The organism is Streptomyces sp. NPDC001373 (assembly GCF_042895815.1).
GTDB lineage: Bacteria > Actinomycetota > Actinomycetes > Streptomycetales > Streptomycetaceae > Streptomyces.
The window spans coordinates 237129-259220 of sequence record NZ_JBIAWQ010000008.1 but is presented as its reverse complement, the minus strand read 5'-3'; the positions used below and the strand labels follow the sequence as shown (position 1 = coordinate 259220).

The window sequence follows — 22092 nt, the reverse complement described above, 5'->3', positions numbered from 1 at the left end:
CCCCGTAACACCCGAAGGGCCCCGCGGACGCTGCTTGCCGTCCGCGGGGCCCTCCCTTCTTCCCGTGATCCCCGTCAGTCACCCGGGAAGTGACAGGCCACCTCGCGCGAGGCGGCGATCCGCAGCAGCGGCCGTTCGGTGCGACAGACCTCCTGCGCCTTGGGGCAGCGCGGGTGGAAGGTGCAGCCCGGGGGCGGGGAGGCCGGGCTCGGCGGGTCGCCGAGCAGCACGATCCGCTCGCGCCGCCGCTCCGCCGCCGGGTCGGGCAGCGGGACGGCGGACAGCAGCGCCCGGGTGTACGGGTGCTGCGGGTTCTCGTACAGGGACTTCTTGTCCCCGATCTCGACGATCCGGCCGAGGTACATCACCGCGACCCGGTCGCTGACCCGCTTGACCACCGAGAGGTCGTGCGCGATGAACACGTAGGCCAGGCCCAGTTCGGCGCGCAGCCGCTCCATCAGGTTGACGATCTGCGCCTGGACGGAGACGTCGAGGGCCGAGACCGGCTCGTCGGCGATCACCAGCCGGGGGCTGGTGGCCAGTGAGCGGGCGATGCCGATGCGCTGCGCCTGGCCGCCGGAGAACTCGTGCGGGTAGCGGTCGATGTGCTCGGGGATCAGTCCGGTCAGCTCCATCAGCTCCGCGGCCCGGCGCCGGGCGTCGGCCGCGCTCCAGCCCTGCACCAGCAGCGGGTCGGAGATGATCCGGGCCACGGTCTGGCGGGGGTTGAGGGAGGAGTGCGGGTCCTGGAAGACCATCTGGATGTTCCTGCGCAGGGGCCGCAGCGCGCTCTGGGAGAGCCGGCTGATGTCCCGGCCGTCGAACACGACGCTGCCCGAGGTGGGTTCCAGCAGCCGCACCAGCATCCGGCCGGTGGTGGACTTCCCGCAGCCGGACTCGCCGACCAGGCCGAGGGTCTGCCCGGCCTCCAGATCGAACGAGACCCCGTCGACGGCCCGCACGGGCGCCGAGCGGCGCCCGGTCAGGGTGCGCTTGCCGGGGAAGGCCATCGTCAGGTCGCGGACGCTCAGCAGCGGCCCGGAGGAGGACCCCTCCCGCGCGGCGGCGGGGTGGGGGCGGGTGGCCGGGGCGGTCATCGGGACACCTCCGGGGCAGGGGCGGCGGGAAGCACGCCGGCGAAGTGGCAGGCCGCCAGCCGGTCCGGGGAGCCGTACGGGCGCAGTTCGGGCCGTTCGCCGGTGCAGCGTCCCGCGTCCCCCGCGGGCGGCGCGGCGGCCACCGCGCAGCGCGGGGCGAAGGCGCAGCCCGGCGCCGGGTGGAGCAGGGAGGGCGGCGAGCCGGGGATGGACGGCAGCGGGACGTCGTCCGCGCTGTCGAGGCGGGGCAGCGAGTCGAGCAGCCCCCGGGTGTAGGGGTGGGCGGGACCGCTGAACAGATCGTCGACGGAGGCCTGTTCGGCGGCGCGGCCGCCGTACATGACCAGCACCTCGTGGGCGACGCGGGCCACCACCCCCAGGTCGTGGGTGATCATCACGACGCCGAGGCCGCGCTCCTCCTGAAGGCGGGCGATCAGCTCCAGGATCTGCGCCTGGACGGTGACGTCGAGGGCGGTGGTGGGCTCGTCCGCGATGAGGAGGTCGGGTTCGCAGGCCAGGGCCATGGCGATCATCGCGCGCTGGCGCATGCCGCCGGAGAACTGGTGCGGGTACTCCCCGGCCCGGCGGGCCGGTTCGGGGATGCCGACCTCGCCGAGCATGTCGACCGCGCGTTTGCGCGCGGCGGCCCGGCCGGCCCGGAAGTGCACCCGGAAGTGCTCGGCGATCTGCTCGCCGACGGTGTAGTAGGGGTGCAGGCTGGACAGCGGGTCCTGGAAGATCATGGCCATCTTCCGGCCGCGGACCGTGGCGAGCTGTTTCTCGGGGAGCCCGGTGAGCTCCTGTCCGGCGAGCCTGACGGAGCCCGCGACCTCGGCACCGGCCCGGTGCAGGCCCATGACGGCGAGGGAGGTGACGGACTTGCCGGAGCCCGACTCGCCGACGATGCCGAGGGTGCGTCCGGCCTCGACGGTGAAGCCGAGGGAGTCCACGGCCCGTACGGTGCCGCGCGGGGTGCTGAACGTGACGCTGAGGTCGCGCACTTCGAGGAGGGGGGCGGCGGGGGCGGTCATCAGTACCTCACCCTCGGGTCGATGACGGCGTACAGGAGGTCGACGACGAGGTTCGCGACGACGATGAAGAAGGCGGCGAGCAGGGTGACCCCGAGGACCACGGGCTGGTCGGAGCTGACGAGCGCCCCGTAGAACAGCCGGCCGATGCCGGGGAGTCCGAAGATGGACTCGGTGATCACGGCTCCGGCGAGCAGGCCGCCGAGGTCCATGCCGAAGATGGTGAGGATCGGGGTCATCCCGGAGCGCAGGCCGTGCTTGACGACGACGGTCCGCTCGGGCATGCCCTTGGCGCGGGCGGTGCGGATGTACGGCTCGGCCATCGCCTCGATCATCGAGCCGCGGCTCTGGCGGGCGTACATCGCGGCGTAGAGCAGGGCGAGCGCGGTCCAGGGCAGCAGCAGGTTGCCGGCCCAGCCGAGCGGGTCGGCGGTGAGCTCGTGGTAGCTGGGGTAGGGCAGCAGCCCGGCGATGCGGATCACCCCGTAGATGAGCATGACCGAGGTGAAGTAGACCGGCAGGGAGGCGGCGGCGACCGCGCCGACCATCAGCGCCTTGTCGGTGGCGGTGTCCTTGCGCAGGGCCGCGGTGATGCCGGCGCCCAGGCCGAGCAGCAGCCACAGTACGGCGGCGCCGAAGGCGAGGGAGGCGGAGACCGGGAGGCGGTCCATGAGCAGGTCCCAGACGGGCAGGGAGTTCTCGTACGAGTAGCCCAGGCAGGGGAAGTCGCACCGGACGGCGTACTGGCCGGTGCCGAGGGTGCGCCCGGTGAAGATGCCGGTGAGGAAGTGGGTGAACTGCTCCCAGAGCGGCCGGTCGAGGCCGAGGTATTCCCGTACGTCGGCGAGCCGTTCGGGGCTGCAGGTCTTGCCGCAGGCCGCGGCGGCGGGGTCGGTGGGCAGGACGTAGAAGATGAGGAAGGTGACGGCGGCGATGGCGACGAGCACGCCCGCGAGGGCGAGGAGCCGGCGCAGGAGGTAGAGGATCAACTGCGGCCGCCCCTCGGGTCGAGGATGTCGCGCAGGGCGTCGCCGAGGAGGGTGAAGGCGAGGACGGCGAGGAAGAGGAAGACGCTCGGGATGACGAAGTACATCGGGTCGGTCTCGTAGAAGGCGACGGACTCGGCGATCATCTGGCCCCAGGAGGGGGTGGGCGGGCGCACGCCGACGCCGAGGTAGCTGAGGGCGGCCTCGGTGCTGATCATGCCGGGGATCAGCAGGGTGGTGTAGGCGATGACCGGGCCCGAGACGCCGGGGAGGATGTCGCGGGTCAGGATCCGCCAGGGGCCGGATCCGCCGACGCGGGCGGCGTCGACGTACTCGCGGTGTTTGAGGGAGAGGGTCTGGCCGCGGACGACGCGGGCCACGCCGGGCCACCCGAAGAGCCCGATGACGGCGGTCATCAGCACGATCCGGTTGACGTCCTTGGCCACCGACAGCATCGCGATCATGAAGATGAGGGAGGGGAAGGACATGGTGAGGTCCATGAGCCGCGACAGGACGGCATCGGTGCGGCCGCCGAAGTAGCCGGCCGCGATGCCGACGGCCGTGCCGGCGAGGACGACGATGGCGGTGGCGGCGAAGGCGATGAGCAGGGAGACCTGGGCGCCGTGGACGACGCGGGCGAACAGGTCGCGGCCGGTGACGGGTTCGACGCCGAGCCAGTGCTCGGGGCTGATCCCGCCGAAGGAGCCGAGCGGCTGGCCGGCGAGGTAGGGGTCGACGGCGGCCTTGTCGAACTCCTCGGGCGACCAGCCGCCGAGCGCGCCCAGCCAGGGGGCGGTCAGGGCCGTCAGGACGAAGAGGAGGACGACGCAGAGGCTGACGCGGACGGCGGGGCGGCGGCGCAGTTCCCGCCGGGCGAGCTGCCAGGGGCTGCTGCCCGGGGGGACGGCCCCGGTGGGCGTCGTGGCAGGGGCCGCCTCGGGGGCGGCGCCGGGTGCGGTGGTGGTCATGGTGGCTCGGGGTCCCGGTCCCGGCTTCCTCAGCCCTGGCTCTTCGACGGGTCCTTGAGGCCGATGCTGCCGTAGTCGACGGTGCCGGTCCACACGGGGTGGCCGTAGGCGCCGGCGATGTTGGGTCCGACGAGGAGCGGCTTGCGCTCCAGCAGGATCGGGATGGACGGGGACTTCTTCATGACCTCGGCGTCGAGGTCGATCCAGGCCTGGTTGGCCTGCTTGGCATCGGCCATGGCGTTGATCTCGTCGATCCGCTTCATGGTGGCGTCGTCGCGGAACTGGGCGTAGTTGCCCTGGTTTCCCTTGTCCTTGATGGTCCGCCCGTCGAAGACGAAGGGGATCCAGGTGGAGCCGGAGGGGTAGTCGGGGCACCAGCCGGTGTACGTCATGTCGGGGGTGGTGGAGAGGTCGCCGATGACGTCGTAGTAGGCGCCGGGGTCGACGGTGTCGATGACGACCTCGACGCCGGCCCGGGCCAGGCCCTGCTGGAGGGCCTCGGCCTTGGCCTTGTCGCCGGTGGAGACGGAGAGGGAGACCTTGAGGTGCTCCTTGCCGGCGGCCTTGAGGAGCTCCTTGGCCTTGGCGGGGTCGCCGGCGGCGGGGATCTTCAGGGTGTCGGCCTGCTTGCCGCCGGTGAGGGCCGGGGGCAGGTAGGCGGTGGCGACCTCGTTGAGGGCGGGGCCGCCCGCGGCGGTGACGACGGCGTCCTTGTCGACGGCGTACTGCATGGCCTCGCGGACCTTGGGGTCGTTGAAGGGAGCGCGGGAGTTGTTCAGGTGGAGCATGGTCGTACAGCCCTGGGACTCGGCGAGCAGGCGGGCCTTGACGTCGGGCTTGGGCAGGACCTTGGGGGCGCTCTCGGGGCGCATGTTGAAGTACTCGACGGCGGAGGCGTCGGCGCCCTCGCCCGCGATCAGGCGGTCGTCGATCTGGCCGCCCTTGAGGCCCATGACGACGACGAACCGGTCCGGGTAGGCCTTGCGGACGGAGTCGGTCTTCGGGTCCCAGTGCTCGTTGCGGACGAGGACCAGCTTCTTGTCGCGCTCGTAGGACTCGATCTTGTACGGGCCCGAGGAGAACGGGCGGGAGTCGTACTGGGTGCCCTTCTCCTGGGACTGCGGGACCGGGGCGAAGGTGGGGAGGGTGGCGGTCTGGGAGAACTCGGCGACGGGGCGCTTGAGTTCGAAGACGATCGTGCGGTCGTCCGGGGTCTTGACCGAGTCGAGGTGCTGCCCCTGGAGGGGGCCCTTGTAGCCCTCGGTGCCGGCCAGGTACTGGGCGGCGTAGTCGGGGCCGCCGGTGAGGTCGGGGGCGAAGGAGCGCTCGACGTTGTACTTGACGTCCTGGGCCTTGACCGGGCTGCCGTCCTCGTACTTCAGGCCCTCCTTGAGGGTGAAGGTCCAGGTGCGGCCGCCGTTGGAGGGGGTGCCGAGGTCGGTGGCGAGGTCGGGGACGAGCTCGCTGCCGCCCTTGCCGGGCTCGGCCTTGAAGGTGACGAGCGTGCGGTAGAGCAGACGGGTGCCGAAGTCCATGGCCGGCATGACCCAGTTGCGGGCCGGGTCGAGGTGGGAGAAGTCCTGGTTGGACAGGACGGTGAGGGTGCCGCCCTTCACGGGGGTGCCGCCGAGGGTCTTGCCGTCGTTGGCGGCGGCCGGGTTGGCGCCGCCCTTCCCCTCGGATCCCTTCTTGGGGTCGGAGCAGCCCGCGGCGCCGAGTGCGAGCGACGCCACCAGGGCGGCGGCGAGGGCGAGTTGCGTGCGCTTGGTCATGGGTCACTCCAGTGAAGGGCCGCGCTTTAGGGTGTGACCGGTAACATAGTAATGTGAAATTGTACTGACAACCCCTCGTCGCCGCCGTTATCCAGCCGTGTCCAAATCGGCTCCCCTGCCGAGGAGTTGGGGCGCGGAGGACGCGTCGGCCGCTGGACGCGAAAAGCCGCCGGGCGGTTGCCCGGCGGCTTCTGCGCGAGGAGTGGCCCCTACAGGCCGGAGCCGAGGCCGCCCTGGGGGCGGCCCACCGGTTCGTCGCGGCCCTGGGCCCACAGGGAGCGGACGTGGCCGAGGTGGCGCTGCATGCACTCCTCGGCCGCCTCCGCGTCGCCGGTCAGCATCAGGTCCAGCAGTTCGAGGTGCTCCTCGGCGGAGGAGACCAGCTTGCCGGCCTCGTCCAGGCCCGTCAGCCCGTACAGCCGGGAGCGCTTGCGCAGGTCGCCGACGGTCTCGACCAGGCGCTCGTTGCCGGCGAGGGCGAGGAGGCTGAGGTGGAAGCGGCGGTCGGCCTCCAGGTACCCGATGAGGTTGTGCTCACGTGCGCTGCCCACGATCTCCTCGGCGATCGGGCGCAGCCGCTCCAGCTGCTCCCGCGTGGCCGTGCGGGTGATCCGCCCGATGGTCGGGACCTCGATCATCGTGCGCAGCTCGGTGTACTGGTCGAGGTCGCGCTCGCTGACCTCGGTGATCCGGAAGCCCTTGTTGCGGACCGGTTCGACCAGGCCCTCGCGGGCCAGGTCCAGCATCGCCTCGCGCACGGGCGTGGCCGACACGCCGAGTTCGGCGGCGAGACCCGGAGCCGAGTAGACGCTGCCGGGACGGAGCTCTCCCGCTATCAGCGCGGCCCGGAGGGCATGGCCGACCTGGTCGCGCAGCCGTTCCTGGGCCTTGATGAGACTGTGCTGCTTCAGGTCACCCATTGCTCTTCCTCCGAGACCCCGCACACCACGGACGTGCGGAGGAACAGCGTACAATGTCACGTTTCGCCGTTCGCTCCGGTCGCGTGGTAGATCGCCACCGCGACGGCAAGATCTTCCCAGGCCATGCCCACGCTCTTGAAGAGCTGTGGACCGTCCGTCCGTCCTCCGGGGAGGTTCCGTCCGGTGACCAGGTCCGCCAGGGTGCCGTGGATGTGACCGGGACCGATCGCCCCCTCGGCCTCGGGGATCAGCAGGTCCCCCGCCTCGCGCAGCGCCGCCGCGCGCGACTCCACGTACACCGCCGCGCGTCGCACGAGGGCGGTGTCCGTCTCCCGGGCGTCCGGCTCGTGGGAGCCCACGGCGACGACCACCGCCCCAGGGGCCACCAGCCGCCCGTCGAAGAGCGGCTCGCGGGCGGTGGTGCAGCAGAGCACCAGGTCGGCCCCCGCCACGTCCTGCGGCGTGCCCGTGCGGGCCGGGACGCCCAGGGCCCTGGCGTACGCCGCCAGTTCGCCGGCGCGGCCGGCGTCGCGGGCCACGACCACCGCCTCGGCGAGCTCCCGCAGCTCCAGGACCGCGTCGAGGTGCCCGTAGGCCTGCGGGCCCGCGCCGAAGAGCACCAGCCGTAGCGGGCGGCCGGGTTCGGTGAGGTACCGCAGGGCGAGGGCGGAGACCGCCGGGGTGCGCAGGGCGGTCAGGGCGGCGCCGTCCAGGACGGCCAGCGGGCGCAGGGTGGGGCCGTCCAGGAGGAGGTAGCTGCCGGTGATCCGGGGCAGTCCGCGGGCCGGGTTGCCGGGGGCCACCCCGGCGATCTTCACCCCGGCGTACGCGCCCGACGCGGCCGGCATGAGCAGGAGCTCGCCGCCGGGCGTGGGTACGCCCGTGCGCTGCGGGCAGGCCTCCGGGTCGAGGCCGGCCCGCAGGGCGCCGTCCAGGGCGTCGGCCGCCCGCGCGGTGGTCAGCAGGCCCGCCGTCTCGTCCGCGCCCAGCAGGACGGGAACCGTCGCGGGGGCGGCCGTCACAGCAGGAAGCCCGCGCCGAGGGCGTCGGACGGGTCGACGGTGAAGAGGTGCTCCCCCGTGCGGTAGGCGGTGCCGGTGACCTCGGTGACCCCGCCGTCGAGGATCCGGCCGGTGAACACCGTGCCCGTCACCGACTCGTGCAGCAGGTCCTCCCCCGCGCCCAGCCGGCCGTCCTGCGCCAGCAGCGCGAGCCGGGCGGAGGTGCCCGAACCGCAGGGCGAGCGGTCGATCTGCCCGTCGGCGAACACGGTGACGTTGCGCTGGTGCGGCCCGAACGGGGTCTCGGGCAGCTCCTCGTGGAGGATCACCCCGTAGACGCCGGAGAGCAGCGGGCCGTCCGGGTGCCAGGTCGCCGGGTGGGTGGCGAGGGCCGCGCGGATCTCCCGCCCGGCGCCGACCAGGGCCGGCAGCGCGGCGCGGGTCACCTCCAGGCCGAGGTCGCGTGCGGAGACGGAGGCGTAGCAGGCGCCGGCGTGCGCGATGTCCACCTCGACGATGCCCAGGGTGGTGGCCACCGGCACCTTGCGGGCGCCCACCACGGCGGGGACGTTGCGGAAGGTGACCCCGGTGGTGCGGCCCCCGGCCCGGTGGACGGTGGCGGCGACCCGGCCCGAGGGCACGTCGATCCGCACCTGGACGTCCCCGTCGTCGGGGGCCGCGACCCGGCCGGAGTCCACGGCCCAGGCACCGAGTGCCATGGTGCCGTGGCCGCAGGCGGTGGAGTAGCCGTCCTTGTGCCAGAACAGCACCCCGAGGTGGGCCCCGTCGTCGTCCGGGGGCACCACGAACCCCCCGTACATGCCGGCGTGTCCGCGCGGCTCCTGGACCAGGAGCCGCCGTACGTCGTCCAGCGGGCCGCGCCGCGGCGCCGTCCCGGATCCGCCCGGGCCGATGGCGGTGGCGCAGCGCTCGGCGACGGTGTCGCCGGGGACGGAGGGCATCCCGTCGCGGGCGGTGTCGACGATCCGGAAGGGCTCGCCGGCGGTGTGGTAGTCCACGGTGCGGACGGAGGTCGGGGCGGTCACAGCAGGAACCCTCCGGGGAAGGGGTCGGACGGGTCGAGGAAGTACTGGGCGGTGCCGGTGATCCAGGCCCGGCCGGTGACCGTCGGGACGACGGCCGGGTGGCCGGCGACGGTGGTCTCCCCGATCAGGCGGCCGGTGAACTCGGTGCCGATGAAGGACTCGTTGACGAAGTCGGTGTCGAGGGGCAGCAGGCCCCGCGCGTGCAGCTGCGCCATGCGCGCGCTGGTCCCGGTGCCGCAGGGCGAGCGGTCGAACCAGCCGGGGTGGATCGCCATGGCGTGCCGGGAGCGGCGGGCGTCGGAGCCGGGGGCGGCGAGGTAGACGTGCTTGACGCCGGAGATGGAGGGGTTCTCTGGGTGGACGGGCCGGTCCGGGGAGCCGTTGACGGCGTCCATGACCGCGAGCCCGGCGGCGATCAGGTCGTCCTTGCGGGACCGGTCGAAGGGCAGTCCCAGGGCGTCGAGTTCGACGAAGGCGTAGAAGTTCCCGCCGTAGGCGAGGTCGTAGGTGACGGTGCCGAAGCCGGGGACCTCGGCCTTCAGGTCGAGGCCCACGCAGAAGGAGGGGACGTTGGTGAGGGTGACGGCGGTGGCAGCGCCGTCCTCCACCCGTACGTCCACGCTCACCAGCCCGGCCGGGGTGTCGAGCCGCACCGTGGTGACCGGTTCGGCCACCGGGACCATGCCGGTCTCGACCAGGACCGTGGCCACCCCGATGGTGCCGTGCCCGCACATGGGCAGCAGGCCCGACACCTCGATGTACAGGACGCCGAAGTCGGCGTCGGGTCGGGTGGGCGGCTGGAGGATGGCACCGCTCATCGCCGCGTGGCCGCGCGGCTCGTACATGAGCAGCGTGCGGACGTGGTCCAGGTGTTCGATGAAGTGGAGCCGCTTGTCGGCCATGGTGGCGCCGGGGATCACCCCGACTCCCCCGGTGATCACCCGGGTCGGCATGCCCTCGGTGTGGGAGTCCACCGCGTGGTAGACGTGGCGTGTGCGCATCGGTTCGCCCCTCCGGCCGTTCGCTGGTTCGTACTGGGTGGCTGGACAGCCGGGTGGCTAGTTGAGGCCCTCGGCGAGGGCCTTCTCGGTCGCGGCGCGCACGGCGGCCTCGGTCTCCCCGGTGAGCGGGAAGCGCGGGGGGCGGGTGGCGCCGCCGGGGCGGCCGGCCAGGGCCATGGAGAGCTTGATGGCCTGGACGAACTCCGTCTTGGAGTCCCAGCGCAGCAGGGAGTGCAGGGACTTGTAGAGCGGCAGGGCGGTGGCGGTGTCACCGGCGACAGCGGCCCGGTAGAGGGTGGCGCAGGACCGGGGCAGGGCGTTGGGGTAACCGGCGATCCAGCCGACGGCGCCGGCCAGGGCCAGTTCGAGGAGGACGTCGTCGGCGCCGATGAGCAGGTCGAGGCCCGGGGCGAGCTCGGCGATCTCGTAGGCGCGGCGGACGTCCCCGCTGAACTCCTTGACGGCGACGATGCTGCCGTCGGCGTGCAGGCGCGCGAGGAGGGAGGGGGTCAGGTCCACCTTGGTGTCGTACGGGTTGTTGTAGGCCACCACCGGCAGGCCGGAGCCGGCGACCTCGGCGTAGTGCGCGCGGACGGTCCCCTCGTCGGCGCGGAAGGCGTTGGGGGGCAGGAGCAGGACGGAGCCCGCTCCGGCCTCGGCGGCCTGGTCGGCCCAGCGGCGGGCCTCGGCGCTGCCGTACGCCGCCACGCCGGGCATGACGCGGGCGCCGTCACCGGCGGCCTCGACGGCGGTGCGCACGACGCGGGCCCGCTCCTCGTCGGTGAGGGTCTGGTACTCGCCGAGGGAGCCGTTGGGGACGACGCCGTCGCAGCCGTTGGCGATCAGCCAGGCCACATGCTCGGCGTAGGCGTCGTAGTCGACGGTGAGGTCCTCGCGCAGTGGCAGGGCGGTGGCGACCATGATGCCGTGCCAGGGGCGGGTGCGGGTGTCGGGGCCGTGGTCGGCGGAGGGCGCGGGGGTGGGCGCGTCGGTCATGGAAGGACTCCCTAGTGTGGTGTGTGACATTTTACTAGTGGGCGTGGATCGGCCACAAGGGGCCGGAGGGCGCCGGTTGGGGCGCGGTGGTGATTCGGGGGAGCGGCCCCGGCGCTCAGGGGCCGGGCGGGGTCTGCGCCGGGGCGGTTCCCGTCGGGGCCGCCTCCGCCGGGGGCAGCGCGGCGAGGTGGCGCAGCGGGACCGGACAGGACAGCGGCCGCCGGTCCGGCGCGGGTTCCCCGCCGGCCAGGGCGGCCACCGCCGGACCGCACATCCGGCCCTGGCACCAGCCCATGCCGGCCCGGGTGAGGAGCTTGACCGTCCGCGCGTCCCGCGCCCCGAGCTCCTGGACCGCCTCGCGGATCCGGCCGGCCGGGACCTCCTCGCAGCGGCACACGTCGGTCTCCTCGCGCAGCCAGCCGGTCCAGCCGGAGCCGGGGCGGTGCGCGGCGGCCATCGCGCCGGCGAAGGCGCGCAGGCGGGCGCGGCGGCGGACGAGGGCGTCGGGGACCGGCCGGCCGGCGATCGCGTGGGCGGCGATCTCACCCTCGGTCAGCGCCAGTGCGGCCCCGCCGATGCCGCCGGTCTCGCCGGCCGACCAGACGCCCGGGACCGAGGTCCGCTGGGCCGCGTCCAGTTCCAGGGCGACGGTGCCGTCGGGACTGGGGCGGGTGGCGCAGCCGAGGCCGGTGGCCAGTTCCAGCTGGGGCACGAGGCCGTGTCCCACGGCGAGGGCGTCGCAGGGGATCCGGCGGGCGGTGCCGGGCAGCGGGCGCCAGTCCTTGTCGAGGCGGGCGACGGTGACGGCCTCGACGCGGGTGGTGCCGTGCGCCTCGGTGACGGCGTGGCGGGTGAGCAGGCGGATGCCGTGGCGGAGCAGGGCCCCGCCGTACGTGGCGCCTTCGGCGAGTTTGGCGGGGTTGCGCAGGAGGGCGGGTGCCTGGGGGGCGTACGCCGTGTAGGAGGCGGCCTCCAGGACGGCCGGGACGGTGGCTCCGGCCGCGGCGAGGGAGCCGGCCACGGCGAGGAGGAGCGGGCCGCTGCCGGCCACCACGACGCGCCGGCCGGGCAGGACGAGGTTGTTCTTCAGCATGGCCTGGGCGCCGCCGGCCCCGACCACGCCGGGGAGGGTCCAGCCGGGGAAGGGCAGCTGGCGTTCGTAGGCGCCGGTCGCGAGCAGCACGGCGCGCGCCCGGACGGTCTCCCGGGTCTCGTCGGGGGCGTGGCCGGCCACCGCGTGGAGGGTCCAGGCGCCGGAGGTGCCGTCGGGGACCACCGTCCACACGTGGTGCCGGGGGAGGTACGTGATGCGGCCCGACCTCTCGTGGGCGCGGAGGGCGGCTTCACGGGTGGCGAAGGCCCGCCAGTCGTGGTGCAGGGCCTCGGGACGCTCGGCGCCGAGCGCGGCGGCCGGCCGGCGGTAGTACTGGCCGCCGGGGCGGTCGGCCGTGTCGAGGAGGGTGACGCGCAGGCCGAGCCGGGCGGCGGTGACGGCGGCCGCGAGCCCGGCGGGGCCCGCGCCGATGACGGCCAGGTCGGCGGGGGTCGCCCCGGCGGAGGGTGTGGACTCAGACGGCGAGGTCGGCATGGCCGGTGCCCTCCTGCGTGGTGACGGTGTCTCCGGGGCGGGCCGGGACGAGGCAGGCGCGCTGGTTGGGGCGGCCGTTGACGGTGACGAGGCAGTCGTAGCAGGCGCCGATCCCGCAGAAGGCGCCGCGCGGGGCGCCGCCCTCGCGGGTGGTGCGCCAGGCGAGGATCCCGGCCTCCCACAGGACGCCGGCGATGGTCTGGCCCTCCTGGGCGGGCAGTGCGCGGCCGTCGAAGTCGATCGGGTACGTGGCCGCCGGGCTGCCGCCGACCAGCTCGCGGGGGCTGCGCTTCAAGAGGGGCTCCTGGGGTGTGCGGGGGACGGGGCGGCCGGGGTCACGGACCGAAGCGGTCCGGGCGGAAGGGGGCGGGGTCCAGCGGGGGTTCGGCTCCGGTGAGGGCCGCCGCGACGAGGGCTCCCGTCGCGGGGGCCAGGCCGATGCCGGCGCCCTCGTGGCCGCAGGCGTGGAGGAGGCCGGGGGCTCGGGGGTCCGGGCCGATGGCCGGGAGGTGGTCCGGGAGGTAGGGGCGGAAGCCGTGGTAGGTGCGCAGGGCGCGGACGTCCGCCAGGACCGGGAAGAGGGCCGCCGCCTGGGCCGCCAGGCGGCGCAGGGCGTCCGTGGAGAGGGTGCGGTCGAAGCCGACCCGCTCGCGGGTGGCGCCGATCAGGACCGGGCCCGAGGGGGTGCCCTCGACGACCGCCGAGGACTGGAGGGCAGCCGAGTCGCTGGCCACGTCCGCGATGTAGTCCGCGGCGTAGACCTTGTGCCGGACCACCCGCGGGAGGGGTTCCGTCACCAGGACGAAGCCGCGGCGGGGCAGGACGGGCAGGGCGGTTCCGGCGAGGTCGGCGATCCGGCCGCCCCAGGTACCCGCGGCATTGACCACGGCCGTCGCCCGCAGCGTCCGACGGGAGGTGCGCACACCCCGGACGGCCCCCGACTCCAGGAGGAGCCCGGTGACCTCTTCGCCCGGGTGCACGGCGGCGCCCGAGGCCCTCAGGAGCTGGGCCGCCGCCTGGGCAGGCTGGACCTGGGCGTCCTGGGGGTAGTGGAATCCGCCCGCCAGGCCCGGGGCGAGGTGGGGTTCCAGCTCGTGGAGGCCATCCGGGCCGACTTCGGCGGAGACCACCCCGGCCGTGCGCTGGCCTTCGGCGAAGTGGCGCAGGGCCTTGAGGGTCGTCTCGTCGGGGGCCACCACCAGGCCGCCCTTGGGCTCGTACTCGACGGCCCCGGGGAGTTCGGCGGAGAGGTCCTGCCAGAGGCGGGCGGAGAGGAGGGCCAGGTCGAGTTCCGGCCCGGCCTCCTTGTCGGAGACGAGCAGGTTGCCCTCACCGGCGCCGGAGGTGCCGCCGGCCACGGGGCCCCGGTCCACCACCGCCACGGAGAGACCGGAGCGGCTCGCGTAGTACGCGCACGCGGCTCCGACGACGCCGGCGCCAATGATCACGACGTCCATGTCAGTAATATGTCACATTCTTTTGATGGTGCCTAGGGTCGCCCGGGCCGGTTCCGCCCCCCGTGGGACTCGGAACCGGCCCGGGCGTGGGGTCAGCTGCGGAGGGGGCCCTCACAGCTGTAGGGGGAGGTGCCCGCCGCCTTGTTGTCCCAGATCTCCAGCGGCCCGAAGGAGCAGTTCATGTCCGCCAGGTTGTTGGAGGCCGCGCCCGCCCGGTCGAGCAGGAAGTAGTCGACCGTCTCGGACATGTCCTTGAAGTTCTGGTCGTCGCTGCGCCAGTTCTTCAGGTTCGCGGTGATCCGGCCCGTACAGGTGAAGCGGCGCTTGCCTGTGTCACCGTTCTCCACGCAGTCCGGGGTGTTGTAGGTCGCCGACGCGAAGGAGGACTTGACCGACGCGAGCGCGGAGTCGCGCAGCTGGTCGTTGGGCGTGAAGGTGGTGTTCGGGACGTAGAGCTGGTCCACCTTGGCGATCTGGGCGTCCAGGAAGCGGTTGTAGTCGCGCTGGAGGTAGGTGTCCGCGCCCATGCGGTTGCGCCAGGCGTCGAAGCCGGCGACGTCGTTGGCGCGGAGGTAGCCGTACATCTCGCGCAGCAGCGAGGGCTTCTCGGTCCAGAGGAACTCGAAGAACGTGCCCGCGTAGTTGTAGAAGCGGAAGCCGTCGCCGTCGTACGTGGCGTGCAGGAGCCGGTCGACGCTCATGCGCGGGCCGCCGCCGGCGGTGTCGTTGATGATGCCCCGGACCAGGGACTTGCGGACGGCGATGCCGTTGTCGCGGGTGGAGCCGTCGAAGAACTCGGCGGTGCCCTCGTCCATGGCGGTGGTGCGGTCGCCCTGGTACCAGTCGCCCTGGCCGAAGAAGCCGGGGACGGCGAAGCGGCCGTTGAGGTAGTGCGTGTACTCGTGGCGGAAGAGCTCTTCCAGGGTGAGGGAGGAGTCCTGCGGGACGCGGCGCTGGTAGGTGTAGAAGGTGGCGCCGTTCTCGATGTAGATGCCGCCGTTGTTGGTGCCGTATCCGGTCAGGATCGGGTGGTAGTTCTCGTAGTCGGCGCGGGAGGCGTACAGCACGATGTTCAGCGTGCTGTTGGGGTCCCCGGCCAGCGGCTGGTCGGTTCCCAGGACGCGGTGGAACTGGGTCTTGACCTGCTTGCTCGCGTAGTAGAGCTGGTCGACGGTGGCCCGGTCGAGGGCGGTGCGGACCTTGATGCCGCCGTTGTCGTAGGTGTAGGTGTTCGGGAAGAGCTGCTTCTCGATGTCCTCCTTGCACACCCCGTACGGCTTGCACGCCTCATAGAAGTTGAGCCAGGAGACCAGCTTGGCCCACTGCTCGCTGCCGTTGCCCCAGCCGGACTTGACGGGCTCCAGGAGGGCGCCGAGGTCGGTGGTGATCTGGTCCTTGAGGCCGTCCACCTGGCCGAAGCGGCCGTACTCGCCGAGCGCGTCGCGGGCCGCCCAGGAGTTGGCGGTGCCCTTGAGGTGGGTGTAGCCCGCGAAGGCCTTGAAGAGGGCACGGTAGGCGGGGTCGGCGGTGACGGCGGCGTGGAAGGCCGCGTCCTGGTTGCCCGGGTAGACGCCCAGGTAGTTGACGGAGAGGGCCGCGAGGGCCGCGCCGCCCCAGGCGGCGTCCGTGTTGGTGGCCGGGTGGGAGGCGTCCAGGGTGGCCAGGACCTTCTTGATCAGGCCGAGCTGGTGCTGGCGCAGACCGGGGGCGCTGCCCGCATAGAGGGCCTCGCGCAGGGTGCGGGCGTTGGAGGCCGTGACGTCGAAGGTGTGGGCGGCATCCCCGAAGTCGGCGATGGCCCGGCGCATGGCGTCGACGGTGGGGGCGTCGGTGACGTCGATCTCGGTGCGCGAGTAGTCGTGGTAGGCCACGGCGTGCAGGTAGGTGAACATCTCCTCCAGGTGGGAGGAGTTGCGGCCGTCGTGGGCGGCGGACAGGGCGGATATCCGGCGGGACACGGCCTGGACGTGGGCGTCGGACATGACCGGCGCGAGGCGCGCGTCCCAGGTCCATATGAGGCCGCGCAGGCAGCCGTCGGCGGTGACGGCCGGGTCGGCGAGGAAGTCGGCGAACTGCTCCGGGCCGAGGCCGGTGATCCCGTCAAGGGTGCAGGGGACGCCCGCGGCGACGCTCTTCGCGGTGGGCGCGGCCTGGGCGGGGGCCGCCTTGCCGCTCTTGTCGGCGCCGGGGGCCGGGTCGGCGGCGCCGGGAACCCGGTTGTCGGCCACGGACTTGCCGCCGGGGGCGGGGGCGGGAACCGGGGCGAGCTGCTTGGCGTCGGCGAGGCGGTCGACCTCGTCGAAGGGGTTCGGTGCGGCGGCCGGACCCGCGGCGAAGGCGGCGGGCGCCGACGCGGCGGGTGCGGCGGCGGGGGTGCCCCGCTCGGCGGCCTGGGTCACTGCCTGGCCGGCGGTGGCGAGGAGGGTGACCGTGACGGCGGCCGAGAGGAGAGACGTACGCACAGCTCTGTGCTGGGACACCTGGGACTCCTGTGGGAAGGGAGGTGGGGGTAGTGGTGCGTGAACTGCCCTGCTTCACACGGCGTTTGACGGGGATTAATGCGCCGCGGTGTGAGCTGTAACATAGTAATGTGAAATTGCACTGACAAGACCTGTGCGCCCCCCAGTTCAGTCCTTCTTGAGGGAGCCTCCGTGACCGACACCTCCTCCCGCCTGAACACCGGCAGCCACGACCTCCCGGTATCAGCGGAGTTGTCCCGCTTCATGGCGGGGAACTGGGCGCCTTCGCCCCTGCCGGCGGGCTCCCGGGTGACCGCGTACGACGTGACCCCCGCCCGCCGCGCCCGGCTCTCCGCGCGCTTCCCGGGCGAACGGCTGATCGTCCCGGCCGGCGAGCTGAGGGTCCGCTCCAACGACAGCGACTTCCGCTTCCGCCCGCACAGCGCCTACGCCTGGCTCACCGGCCTGACGGGCGAGGACCAGGTGGGCCACGTGCTGGTGCTGGAGCCCGCCGGCCCGCACGGCCACGAGGCCGTCCTCTACCTGCGCCCCCGCTCCGACCGCTCCGACGGCACGGAGGAGTTCTACCGGGACCGCCGCTACGGCGAGTTCTGGGTGGGGCGGCGCCCCGACCTGGCCGAGGCCGAGCGGCTCACCGGCCTGCGCTGCGCCCACCTCGACGCGCTCGGCTCCCCCACCGCCCGCGACGCCGCCACCGACACCGCCCTGGCCGCCGCCCTGTCGGAGCTGCGCCTGGTGAAGGACGCCTGGGAGGTCGACCAGCTCCAGCTCGCCGTCGACCACACCACCGCCGGATTCGAGGACGCCGTGCGCGCCCTGCCCCGGGCCCTCGTCCACCCGCGCGGCGAGCGCTGGATCGAGGGGGTCTTCAACCTGCGGGCCCGGGCCGAGGGCAACGGCCTCGGCTACGAGACCATCGCCGCCTCCGGCGCGCACGCCTGCGTGCTGCACTGGACCCGCAACGACGGCCGGCTCGACCGGGACGAACTCCTGCTGCTGGACGCGGGCGTGGAGACCGACAGCCTCTACACCGCCGACATCACCCGCACCCTCCCGCTGTCCGGGCGCTTCTCCCCCGTCCAGAAGCAGGTCTACGAGCTGGTGCTCGCCGCCCAGGAGGCCGGCATCGCCGCGCTGCGGCCCGGCGCGAGCTTCCGCGACTTCCACCGGGCGGGCATGCGGGTCATCGCCGACGGCCTCGCCGCATGGGGCGTGCTCAAGGACGCCGAGGGCGACCTGTACCGGCGCTACACCCTGTGCAGCAGCGGCCACATGCTCGGCCTCGACGTCCACGACTGCGCCCAGGCGCGCGCCGAGACCTACCTCGACGGGGTGCTGGAGGAGGGCCAGGTCCTCACCGTCGAGCCGGGCCTCTACCTCCAGCCGGACGACGAGACCCTCCCGGCCGAACTGCGCGGCATGGGCGTGCGCATCGAGGACGACCTCGTCATCACCTCCGACGGTGCCCGCCTGATGTCCGGCGCCCTGCCGCGCACGGTGGCCGGCATCGAGGAATGGATGGGCACCCTCCTCGACTCCGCCTCGTAGCCCGCCTCACGGGAGCACCGCGATCCCGTCCAGTTCCAGCAGGGCCTCGGTGTCCCAGAGGCGGACCACTCCCACCACGGCCATCGCCGGATAGTCGCGGCCCGCCAGCCGGTGCCAGATCCGCCCCAGTTCGCGGGCGTGGGCGCGGTAGTCCTCCACGTCCACGGCGTACACCGTCACCCGGGCCAGGTCCGAGGGGACGCCACCCGCCGCCGCGAGGGCCGTCAGCAGGTTGGCCAGGGCGCGCTCGAACTGCTCCGGCAGGGTCCGCCCCACCACCGTGCCCGATCCGTCGAGGGCGGTCTGGCCGGCCAGGAACACCAGCCGGCCGCCGGTGGCGGTGACGGCGTGGGAGAAGCCCGTCGCAGGGGACAGCTCCGGCGGGTTGATCCGGTGCGGGCCCGGACGGCCTGCGCTCATCGGGCCGCCACCCCCCGGTACAGCTCCTTGGCGATGATGCCGCGCTGCACCTCGCTGGCCCCCTCGTAGATCCTGGGGGCCCGCACCTCCCGGTACAGGTGCTCCAGCAGATGGCCCCGGCGCAGCGCCGCCGCACCGTGCAGCTGGACGGCGTGGTCGACCACGTACTGGGCCGTCTCCGTCGCGAGGAGCTTGGCCATCGCCGCCCGGCGGGGCACGTCCGGGGAGCCGCTGTCGTAGGCGCCGGCCGCCGCGTACACGAGCAGCCGGGCGGCCTCGGTGCGTGTGGCCATCTCCGCCACCCGGTGCGCGACCGCCTGGAGGTCGGCCAGCACCCCGCCGAAGGCGGTACGGCCGGCGGTGTGCGCCAGCGTGGCGTCCAGCGCGGCCCGCGCCATGCCGACCGCGAAGGCCCCCACGCTCGGCCGGAAGAGGTTCAGGGTCTCCATCGCCACCCGGAACCCCTGCCCCGGCGCCCCCAGCACGTCCTCCCGGCCGACGGGCACCCCGGCGAAGGACAGCGAGCCGATCGGGTGCGGCGAGAGCATGTCGAGCGCCTCGCCCGTCAGCCCCGGCCGGTCCGCCGGGACCAGGAACGCGGTGATGCCCTTGGCGCCCGGCGCCTCACCCGTGCGGGCGAACACGGTGTAGAAGTCGGCCTCGGGAGCGTTGGAGATCCAGCACTTGGCCCCCTCCAGCCGCCAGCCCGTCCCGTCCGGCGCGGCCTCCAGCGCCAGGGCCGCCGCGTCGGAACCGGCGCCCGGCTCGCTCAGCGCGAACGCCGCCACCAGCCGCCCCGCCCGGACCCCCGGCAGCCACCGCTCCCGCTGTGCCGCGCTCCCCGACCGCAGCACCGGATGGCCGCCGAGGCCCTGGAGGGCCAAGGCCGTCTCCGCCTCGGTGCACCCGTAGGCCAGGGACTCCCGCAGCAGGCACAGCTCCAGCGCGCCGGAACCGAAGACCCGCTCCAGCAGACCGATCTCGCCCAGCTCCGCCAGCAGCGGCCGGTTCACCCGGCCGGGCTCGCCCTTCTCGGCGAGCGGCCTCAGCCTCCGCTCCGACAGGGCGCGCAACTGCGCGCACCACTCCTCTTCTTCCCCACCGAGCGCGAATCCGGCCATCCGAAGGCCCCCAAGTCCCGTCGAGTCATCTATCGCGTCCTGTTGACTGCCGTCACCATCACGATACGCTCTGGACAGATCAGCACGGCCGGCTCCACCCCAATCCGGACGTCGCAAGGGGGCGAACCCGCCTTGGAGCTCAAGCCCTCCGCCCACACCGACACCTTCGCGCGCGACAGCCTGCCGCCGGCTCACGCCTGGCCGCAGCTCCTCTTCGAGCTGCCCGAACTGGCCTACCCTGACCGGCTGAACTGCGGCGCCGAACTGCTCGACGCCACCATCGACCGGTTCGGGCCGGACCGGCCCGCCTTCCGCAGCGGGTCGGGCGAGGTGTGGTCGTACGGGGAGCTGCGCGAGCGCGTCGACCGCCTCGCCCATGCCCTGACCGTCGATCTGGGCGTCGTCCCCGGCAACCGGGTGCTGCTGCGCGGCCCCACCGGGCCCTGGCTCGCCGCCTGCTGGCTGGCCGTGATGAAGGCGGGCGCGGTGGCCGTCACCGTCCTGGCCCAGCAGCGCGCCCAGGAGCTGGCGACGGTGTGTGCCATGGCCAGGGTCCGGCACGCCGTCTGCCACGCCGACGCCCTCGGCGACCTGGCCAGGGCCGAGGTCCCCGGGCTGCGGATCGCCCCCTACGGCGGGAACTCCCCCGACGACCTCCTGCGGCTGGCCGACGCCCACCGCGCGCCGTACCCCGCTGTCGAGACCTCCGCCGACGACGTGGCCCTCATCGCCTTCACCTCCGGGACCACGGGCCGCCCCAAGGGCTGCATGCACTTCCACCGCGACCTCCTCGCCGTCGCCGACACCTTCTCCCGCACCGTCCTGAGACCCCGCCCCGACGACGTGTTCGCCGGCAGTCCTCCCCTCGGGTTCACCTTCGGCCTCGGCGGACTGGTCGTCTTCCCGCTGCGGGCCGGGGCCTGCGCCCTGCTGCTGGAGGAGGCCGCACCCCGCCGCCTCCTGCCCGCCCTCGCCGAGCACCGGGTCACCGTCGTGTTCACGGCCCCCACCGCCTACCGCTCGATGCTGGACGCCCTCGGCCCCTACGACACGGGCGCGTACGACCTTTCCGCACTGCGCCGCTGCGTCTCCGCGGGCGAGAACCTGCCCGCCGCCACCTGGCAGGCCTGGTACGAACGGACCGGACTGCGGATCATCAACGGCATCGGGGCCACCGAACTGCTGCACATCTTCATCTCCGCCGCCGATGAGGACATCCGCCCCGGCACCACCGGCCGGGCCGTCCCCGGCTGGCAGGCCCGTGTGGTGGACCCCTCCGGCCGGCCGGTGCCGGACAACGAGCCCGGGCTGCTGGCCGTGCGCGGTCCGGTCGGCTGCCGCTACCTGGCCGACCCCCGTCAGGGCGAATACGTACGGGACGGCTGGAACCTGACCGGCGACACCTACGTCCGCGACCCCGACGGCTACTTCCGCTACGTCGCCCGCGCCGACGACATGATCATCTCCTCGGGCTACAACATCGCGGGCCCGGAGGTGGAGGAGGCGCTGCTGCGCCATCCCGACGTGGCGGAGGTCGCGGTCGTGGGCCACCCGGACGAGCGGCGCGGTCAGGTCGTGGTGGCCTACACCGTGCCGCGCGAGGGGGCCGTGCTCACGGAGGACGGGCTGCGGACCTTCATGAAGGGGGAGCTGGCCCCCCACAAGTGCCCCCGCTCCTTCGTCTTCCTGCCGACGCTGCCCCGCACCCCGACCGGCAAGCTTCAGCGCTTCCGGCTGCGCGATCTAGAGTGAACCCGTGGTCGAGCAGCACACTCCGCGATCCCTGATCGTCACCTTCTTCGGCGCCTACGGACGCTCCTTCGAGGGAGCCGTCCCGGTGTCCGCCCTGGTCCGCCTGCTGGGCGCGGCCGGCGTCGACGCGCCCTCCGTCCGCTCCTCGGTGTCCCGGCTCAAGCGGCGGGGCTTCCTGGTGCCCGCGAAGGCCGCCGACGGCTCCGCCGGCTATGAGCCCTCCGAGGAGGCCCGGCTGCTGCTGGAGGACGGCGACCGGCGGATCTACGGGGCCGTACCGGTCTCGCCGGAGTGGCTGGTCGCCGTCTTCTCCGTCCCGGAGCAGGAGCGCCACAAGCGGCACCTGCTGCGCTCGCGCCTGGCCCGGCTGGGCTTCGGGTCGGTGGCCCCGGGGGTGTGGATCGCACCGGCCCAGCTGACCGAGGAGACGGAACACACCCTGGAGCGGCTGCACCTGACCGGATACGTGGAGCTCTTCCGCGGCACCCACCTCGGCTTCGCCCCGACGGCCGAGGCGGTGGCCCGCTGGTGGGACCTGGCCGCCCTGGCCAAGCAGCACGAGGAGTTCCTCGACCTGCACGAACCCGTCCTGCGGGCCCTCCACTCGGGCCCCGAGCCCACCCCCGAGGCCGCCTACCGGGCCTACCTGCCAGCCCTGGACACCTGGCGGCGACTGCCCTACGCCGACCCGGGGCTGCCGCGGGAGCTGCTTCCGGCCGACTGGCCGGGCGACCGGGCCGCGGCGGTCTTCACCGAGCTGCACGCCCGGCTGCGCGACACGGGCGCCCGCTTCGTACAGCCGTAGCGGGGCGGTGCGCGTCGCCCGGCCGGTGACTTCGTGAGCGTCCATGGTTCCTCCTCGTCCGAGGGCCCGCCGTGGTCGGCCGGGCCGGTGTCCTGCTCGCCCTCCC

At 73.6% G+C, this 22092-nt stretch carries 19 protein-coding genes; 3 read left to right on the top strand and 16 right to left on the bottom strand.

The window, feature by feature from the left end:
• Positions 1-74: 74 nt before the first annotated feature.
• The 14 genes from ACFY15_RS20395 to ACFY15_RS20330 all read right to left on the bottom strand — a co-directional run bounded on the left by ACFY15_RS20395 (position 75) and on the right by ACFY15_RS20330 (position 16340).
• Complete coding sequence (locus ACFY15_RS20395; protein ID WP_390688830.1) at positions 75-1097, bottom strand: ABC transporter ATP-binding protein; 1023 nt, start codon at positions 1095-1097, stop codon at positions 75-77.
• Complete coding sequence (locus ACFY15_RS20390) at positions 1094-2128, bottom strand: ABC transporter ATP-binding protein (protein ID WP_390688831.1); 1035 nt, start codon at positions 2126-2128, stop codon at positions 1094-1096. Before ACFY15_RS20390 ends, ACFY15_RS20395 begins: the two co-directional genes overlap by 4 nt.
• Complete coding sequence (locus ACFY15_RS20385) at positions 2128-3114, bottom strand: ABC transporter permease (RefSeq protein WP_390688832.1); 987 nt, start codon at positions 3112-3114, stop codon at positions 2128-2130. Before ACFY15_RS20385 ends, ACFY15_RS20390 begins: the two co-directional genes overlap by 1 nt.
• Positions 3111-4079: an ABC transporter permease gene (locus ACFY15_RS20380; protein ID WP_390688833.1), complete on the bottom strand. Its 969-nt coding sequence runs from the start codon at positions 4077-4079 to the stop codon at positions 3111-3113. The genes ACFY15_RS20385 and ACFY15_RS20380 overlap by 4 nt, the downstream gene beginning before the upstream one ends.
• A 29-nt stretch (positions 4080-4108) precedes the next feature.
• The gene (locus ACFY15_RS20375) at positions 4109-5851 is read right to left on the bottom strand and encodes an ABC transporter substrate-binding protein (RefSeq protein WP_390688834.1); all 1743 of its coding nucleotides are present in this window, start codon (positions 5849-5851) and stop codon (positions 4109-4111) included.
• Between the two features lie 209 nt (positions 5852-6060).
• Positions 6061-6771 (bottom strand): GntR family transcriptional regulator, encoded by a 711-nt coding sequence (locus tag ACFY15_RS20370; protein WP_390688835.1) that lies wholly within the window; start codon positions 6769-6771, stop codon positions 6061-6063.
• Positions 6772-6827: 56 nt separating this feature from the next.
• Positions 6828-7793 carry an ornithine cyclodeaminase family protein gene (locus ACFY15_RS20365; protein WP_390688836.1) on the bottom strand — a complete coding sequence of 322 codons (966 nt, stop codon included), beginning with the start codon at positions 7791-7793 and terminating at the stop codon, positions 6828-6830.
• Positions 7790-8818, bottom strand: a complete 1029-nt coding sequence (locus ACFY15_RS20360; RefSeq protein WP_390688837.1) for a proline racemase family protein — start codon at positions 8816-8818, stop codon at positions 7790-7792. Before ACFY15_RS20360 ends, ACFY15_RS20365 begins: the two co-directional genes overlap by 4 nt.
• On the bottom strand, positions 8815-9819 hold the full coding sequence (locus tag ACFY15_RS20355) for a proline racemase family protein (protein ID WP_390688838.1): 1005 nt from the start codon (positions 9817-9819) through the stop codon (positions 8815-8817). The genes ACFY15_RS20360 and ACFY15_RS20355 overlap by 4 nt, the downstream gene beginning before the upstream one ends.
• A 57-nt stretch (positions 9820-9876) precedes the next feature.
• Positions 9877-10815 carry a dihydrodipicolinate synthase family protein gene (locus tag ACFY15_RS20350; protein WP_390688839.1) on the bottom strand — a complete coding sequence of 313 codons (939 nt, stop codon included), beginning with the start codon at positions 10813-10815 and terminating at the stop codon, positions 9877-9879.
• A 115-nt stretch (positions 10816-10930) separates the two neighbouring features.
• Positions 10931-12403: an NAD(P)/FAD-dependent oxidoreductase gene (locus ACFY15_RS20345; RefSeq protein ID WP_390688840.1), complete on the bottom strand. Its 1473-nt coding sequence runs from the start codon at positions 12401-12403 to the stop codon at positions 10931-10933.
• Entirely contained in the window at positions 12384-12698 is a 315-nt protein-coding gene (locus ACFY15_RS20340) for a (2Fe-2S)-binding protein (protein WP_390688841.1), read from the bottom strand. The genes ACFY15_RS20345 and ACFY15_RS20340 overlap by 20 nt, the downstream gene beginning before the upstream one ends.
• A 40-nt stretch (positions 12699-12738) precedes the next feature.
• Positions 12739-13860 carry an NAD(P)/FAD-dependent oxidoreductase gene (locus ACFY15_RS20335; RefSeq protein ID WP_390688842.1) on the bottom strand — a complete coding sequence of 374 codons (1122 nt, stop codon included), beginning with the start codon at positions 13858-13860 and terminating at the stop codon, positions 12739-12741.
• 92 nt (positions 13861-13952) lie between these two features.
• Positions 13953-16340: a collagenase gene (locus ACFY15_RS20330; RefSeq protein WP_390688843.1), complete on the bottom strand. Its 2388-nt coding sequence runs from the start codon at positions 16338-16340 to the stop codon at positions 13953-13955.
• A gap of 171 nt (positions 16341-16511) precedes the next feature.
• Between ACFY15_RS20330 and ACFY15_RS20325 the strand changes: the two genes are divergently transcribed.
• On the top strand, positions 16512-17888 hold the full coding sequence (locus tag ACFY15_RS20325) for an aminopeptidase P family protein (protein WP_390688844.1): 1377 nt from the start codon (positions 16512-16514) through the stop codon (positions 17886-17888).
• A 6-nt stretch (positions 17889-17894) separates the two neighbouring features.
• On the opposite strand, the gene ACFY15_RS20320 is transcribed toward ACFY15_RS20325, so the two are convergent.
• Entirely contained in the window at positions 17895-18308 is a 414-nt protein-coding gene (locus tag ACFY15_RS20320) for a RidA family protein (RefSeq protein WP_390688845.1), read from the bottom strand.
• Entirely contained in the window at positions 18305-19429 is a 1125-nt protein-coding gene (locus ACFY15_RS20315) for an acyl-CoA dehydrogenase family protein (protein WP_390825884.1), read from the bottom strand. The genes ACFY15_RS20320 and ACFY15_RS20315 overlap by 4 nt, the downstream gene beginning before the upstream one ends.
• 132 nt (positions 19430-19561) lie before the next feature.
• Between ACFY15_RS20315 and ACFY15_RS20310 the strand changes: the two genes are divergently transcribed.
• Both ACFY15_RS20310 and ACFY15_RS20305 read left to right on the top strand, forming a co-directional pair.
• Positions 19562-21181, top strand: a complete 1620-nt coding sequence (locus tag ACFY15_RS20310; protein WP_390825883.1) for an AMP-binding protein — start codon at positions 19562-19564, stop codon at positions 21179-21181.
• A gap of 4 nt (positions 21182-21185) precedes the next feature.
• Positions 21186-21986 (top strand): PaaX family transcriptional regulator C-terminal domain-containing protein, encoded by an 801-nt coding sequence (locus ACFY15_RS20305; protein ID WP_390688848.1) that lies wholly within the window; start codon positions 21186-21188, stop codon positions 21984-21986.
• Positions 21987-22092 lie beyond the last annotated feature (106 nt).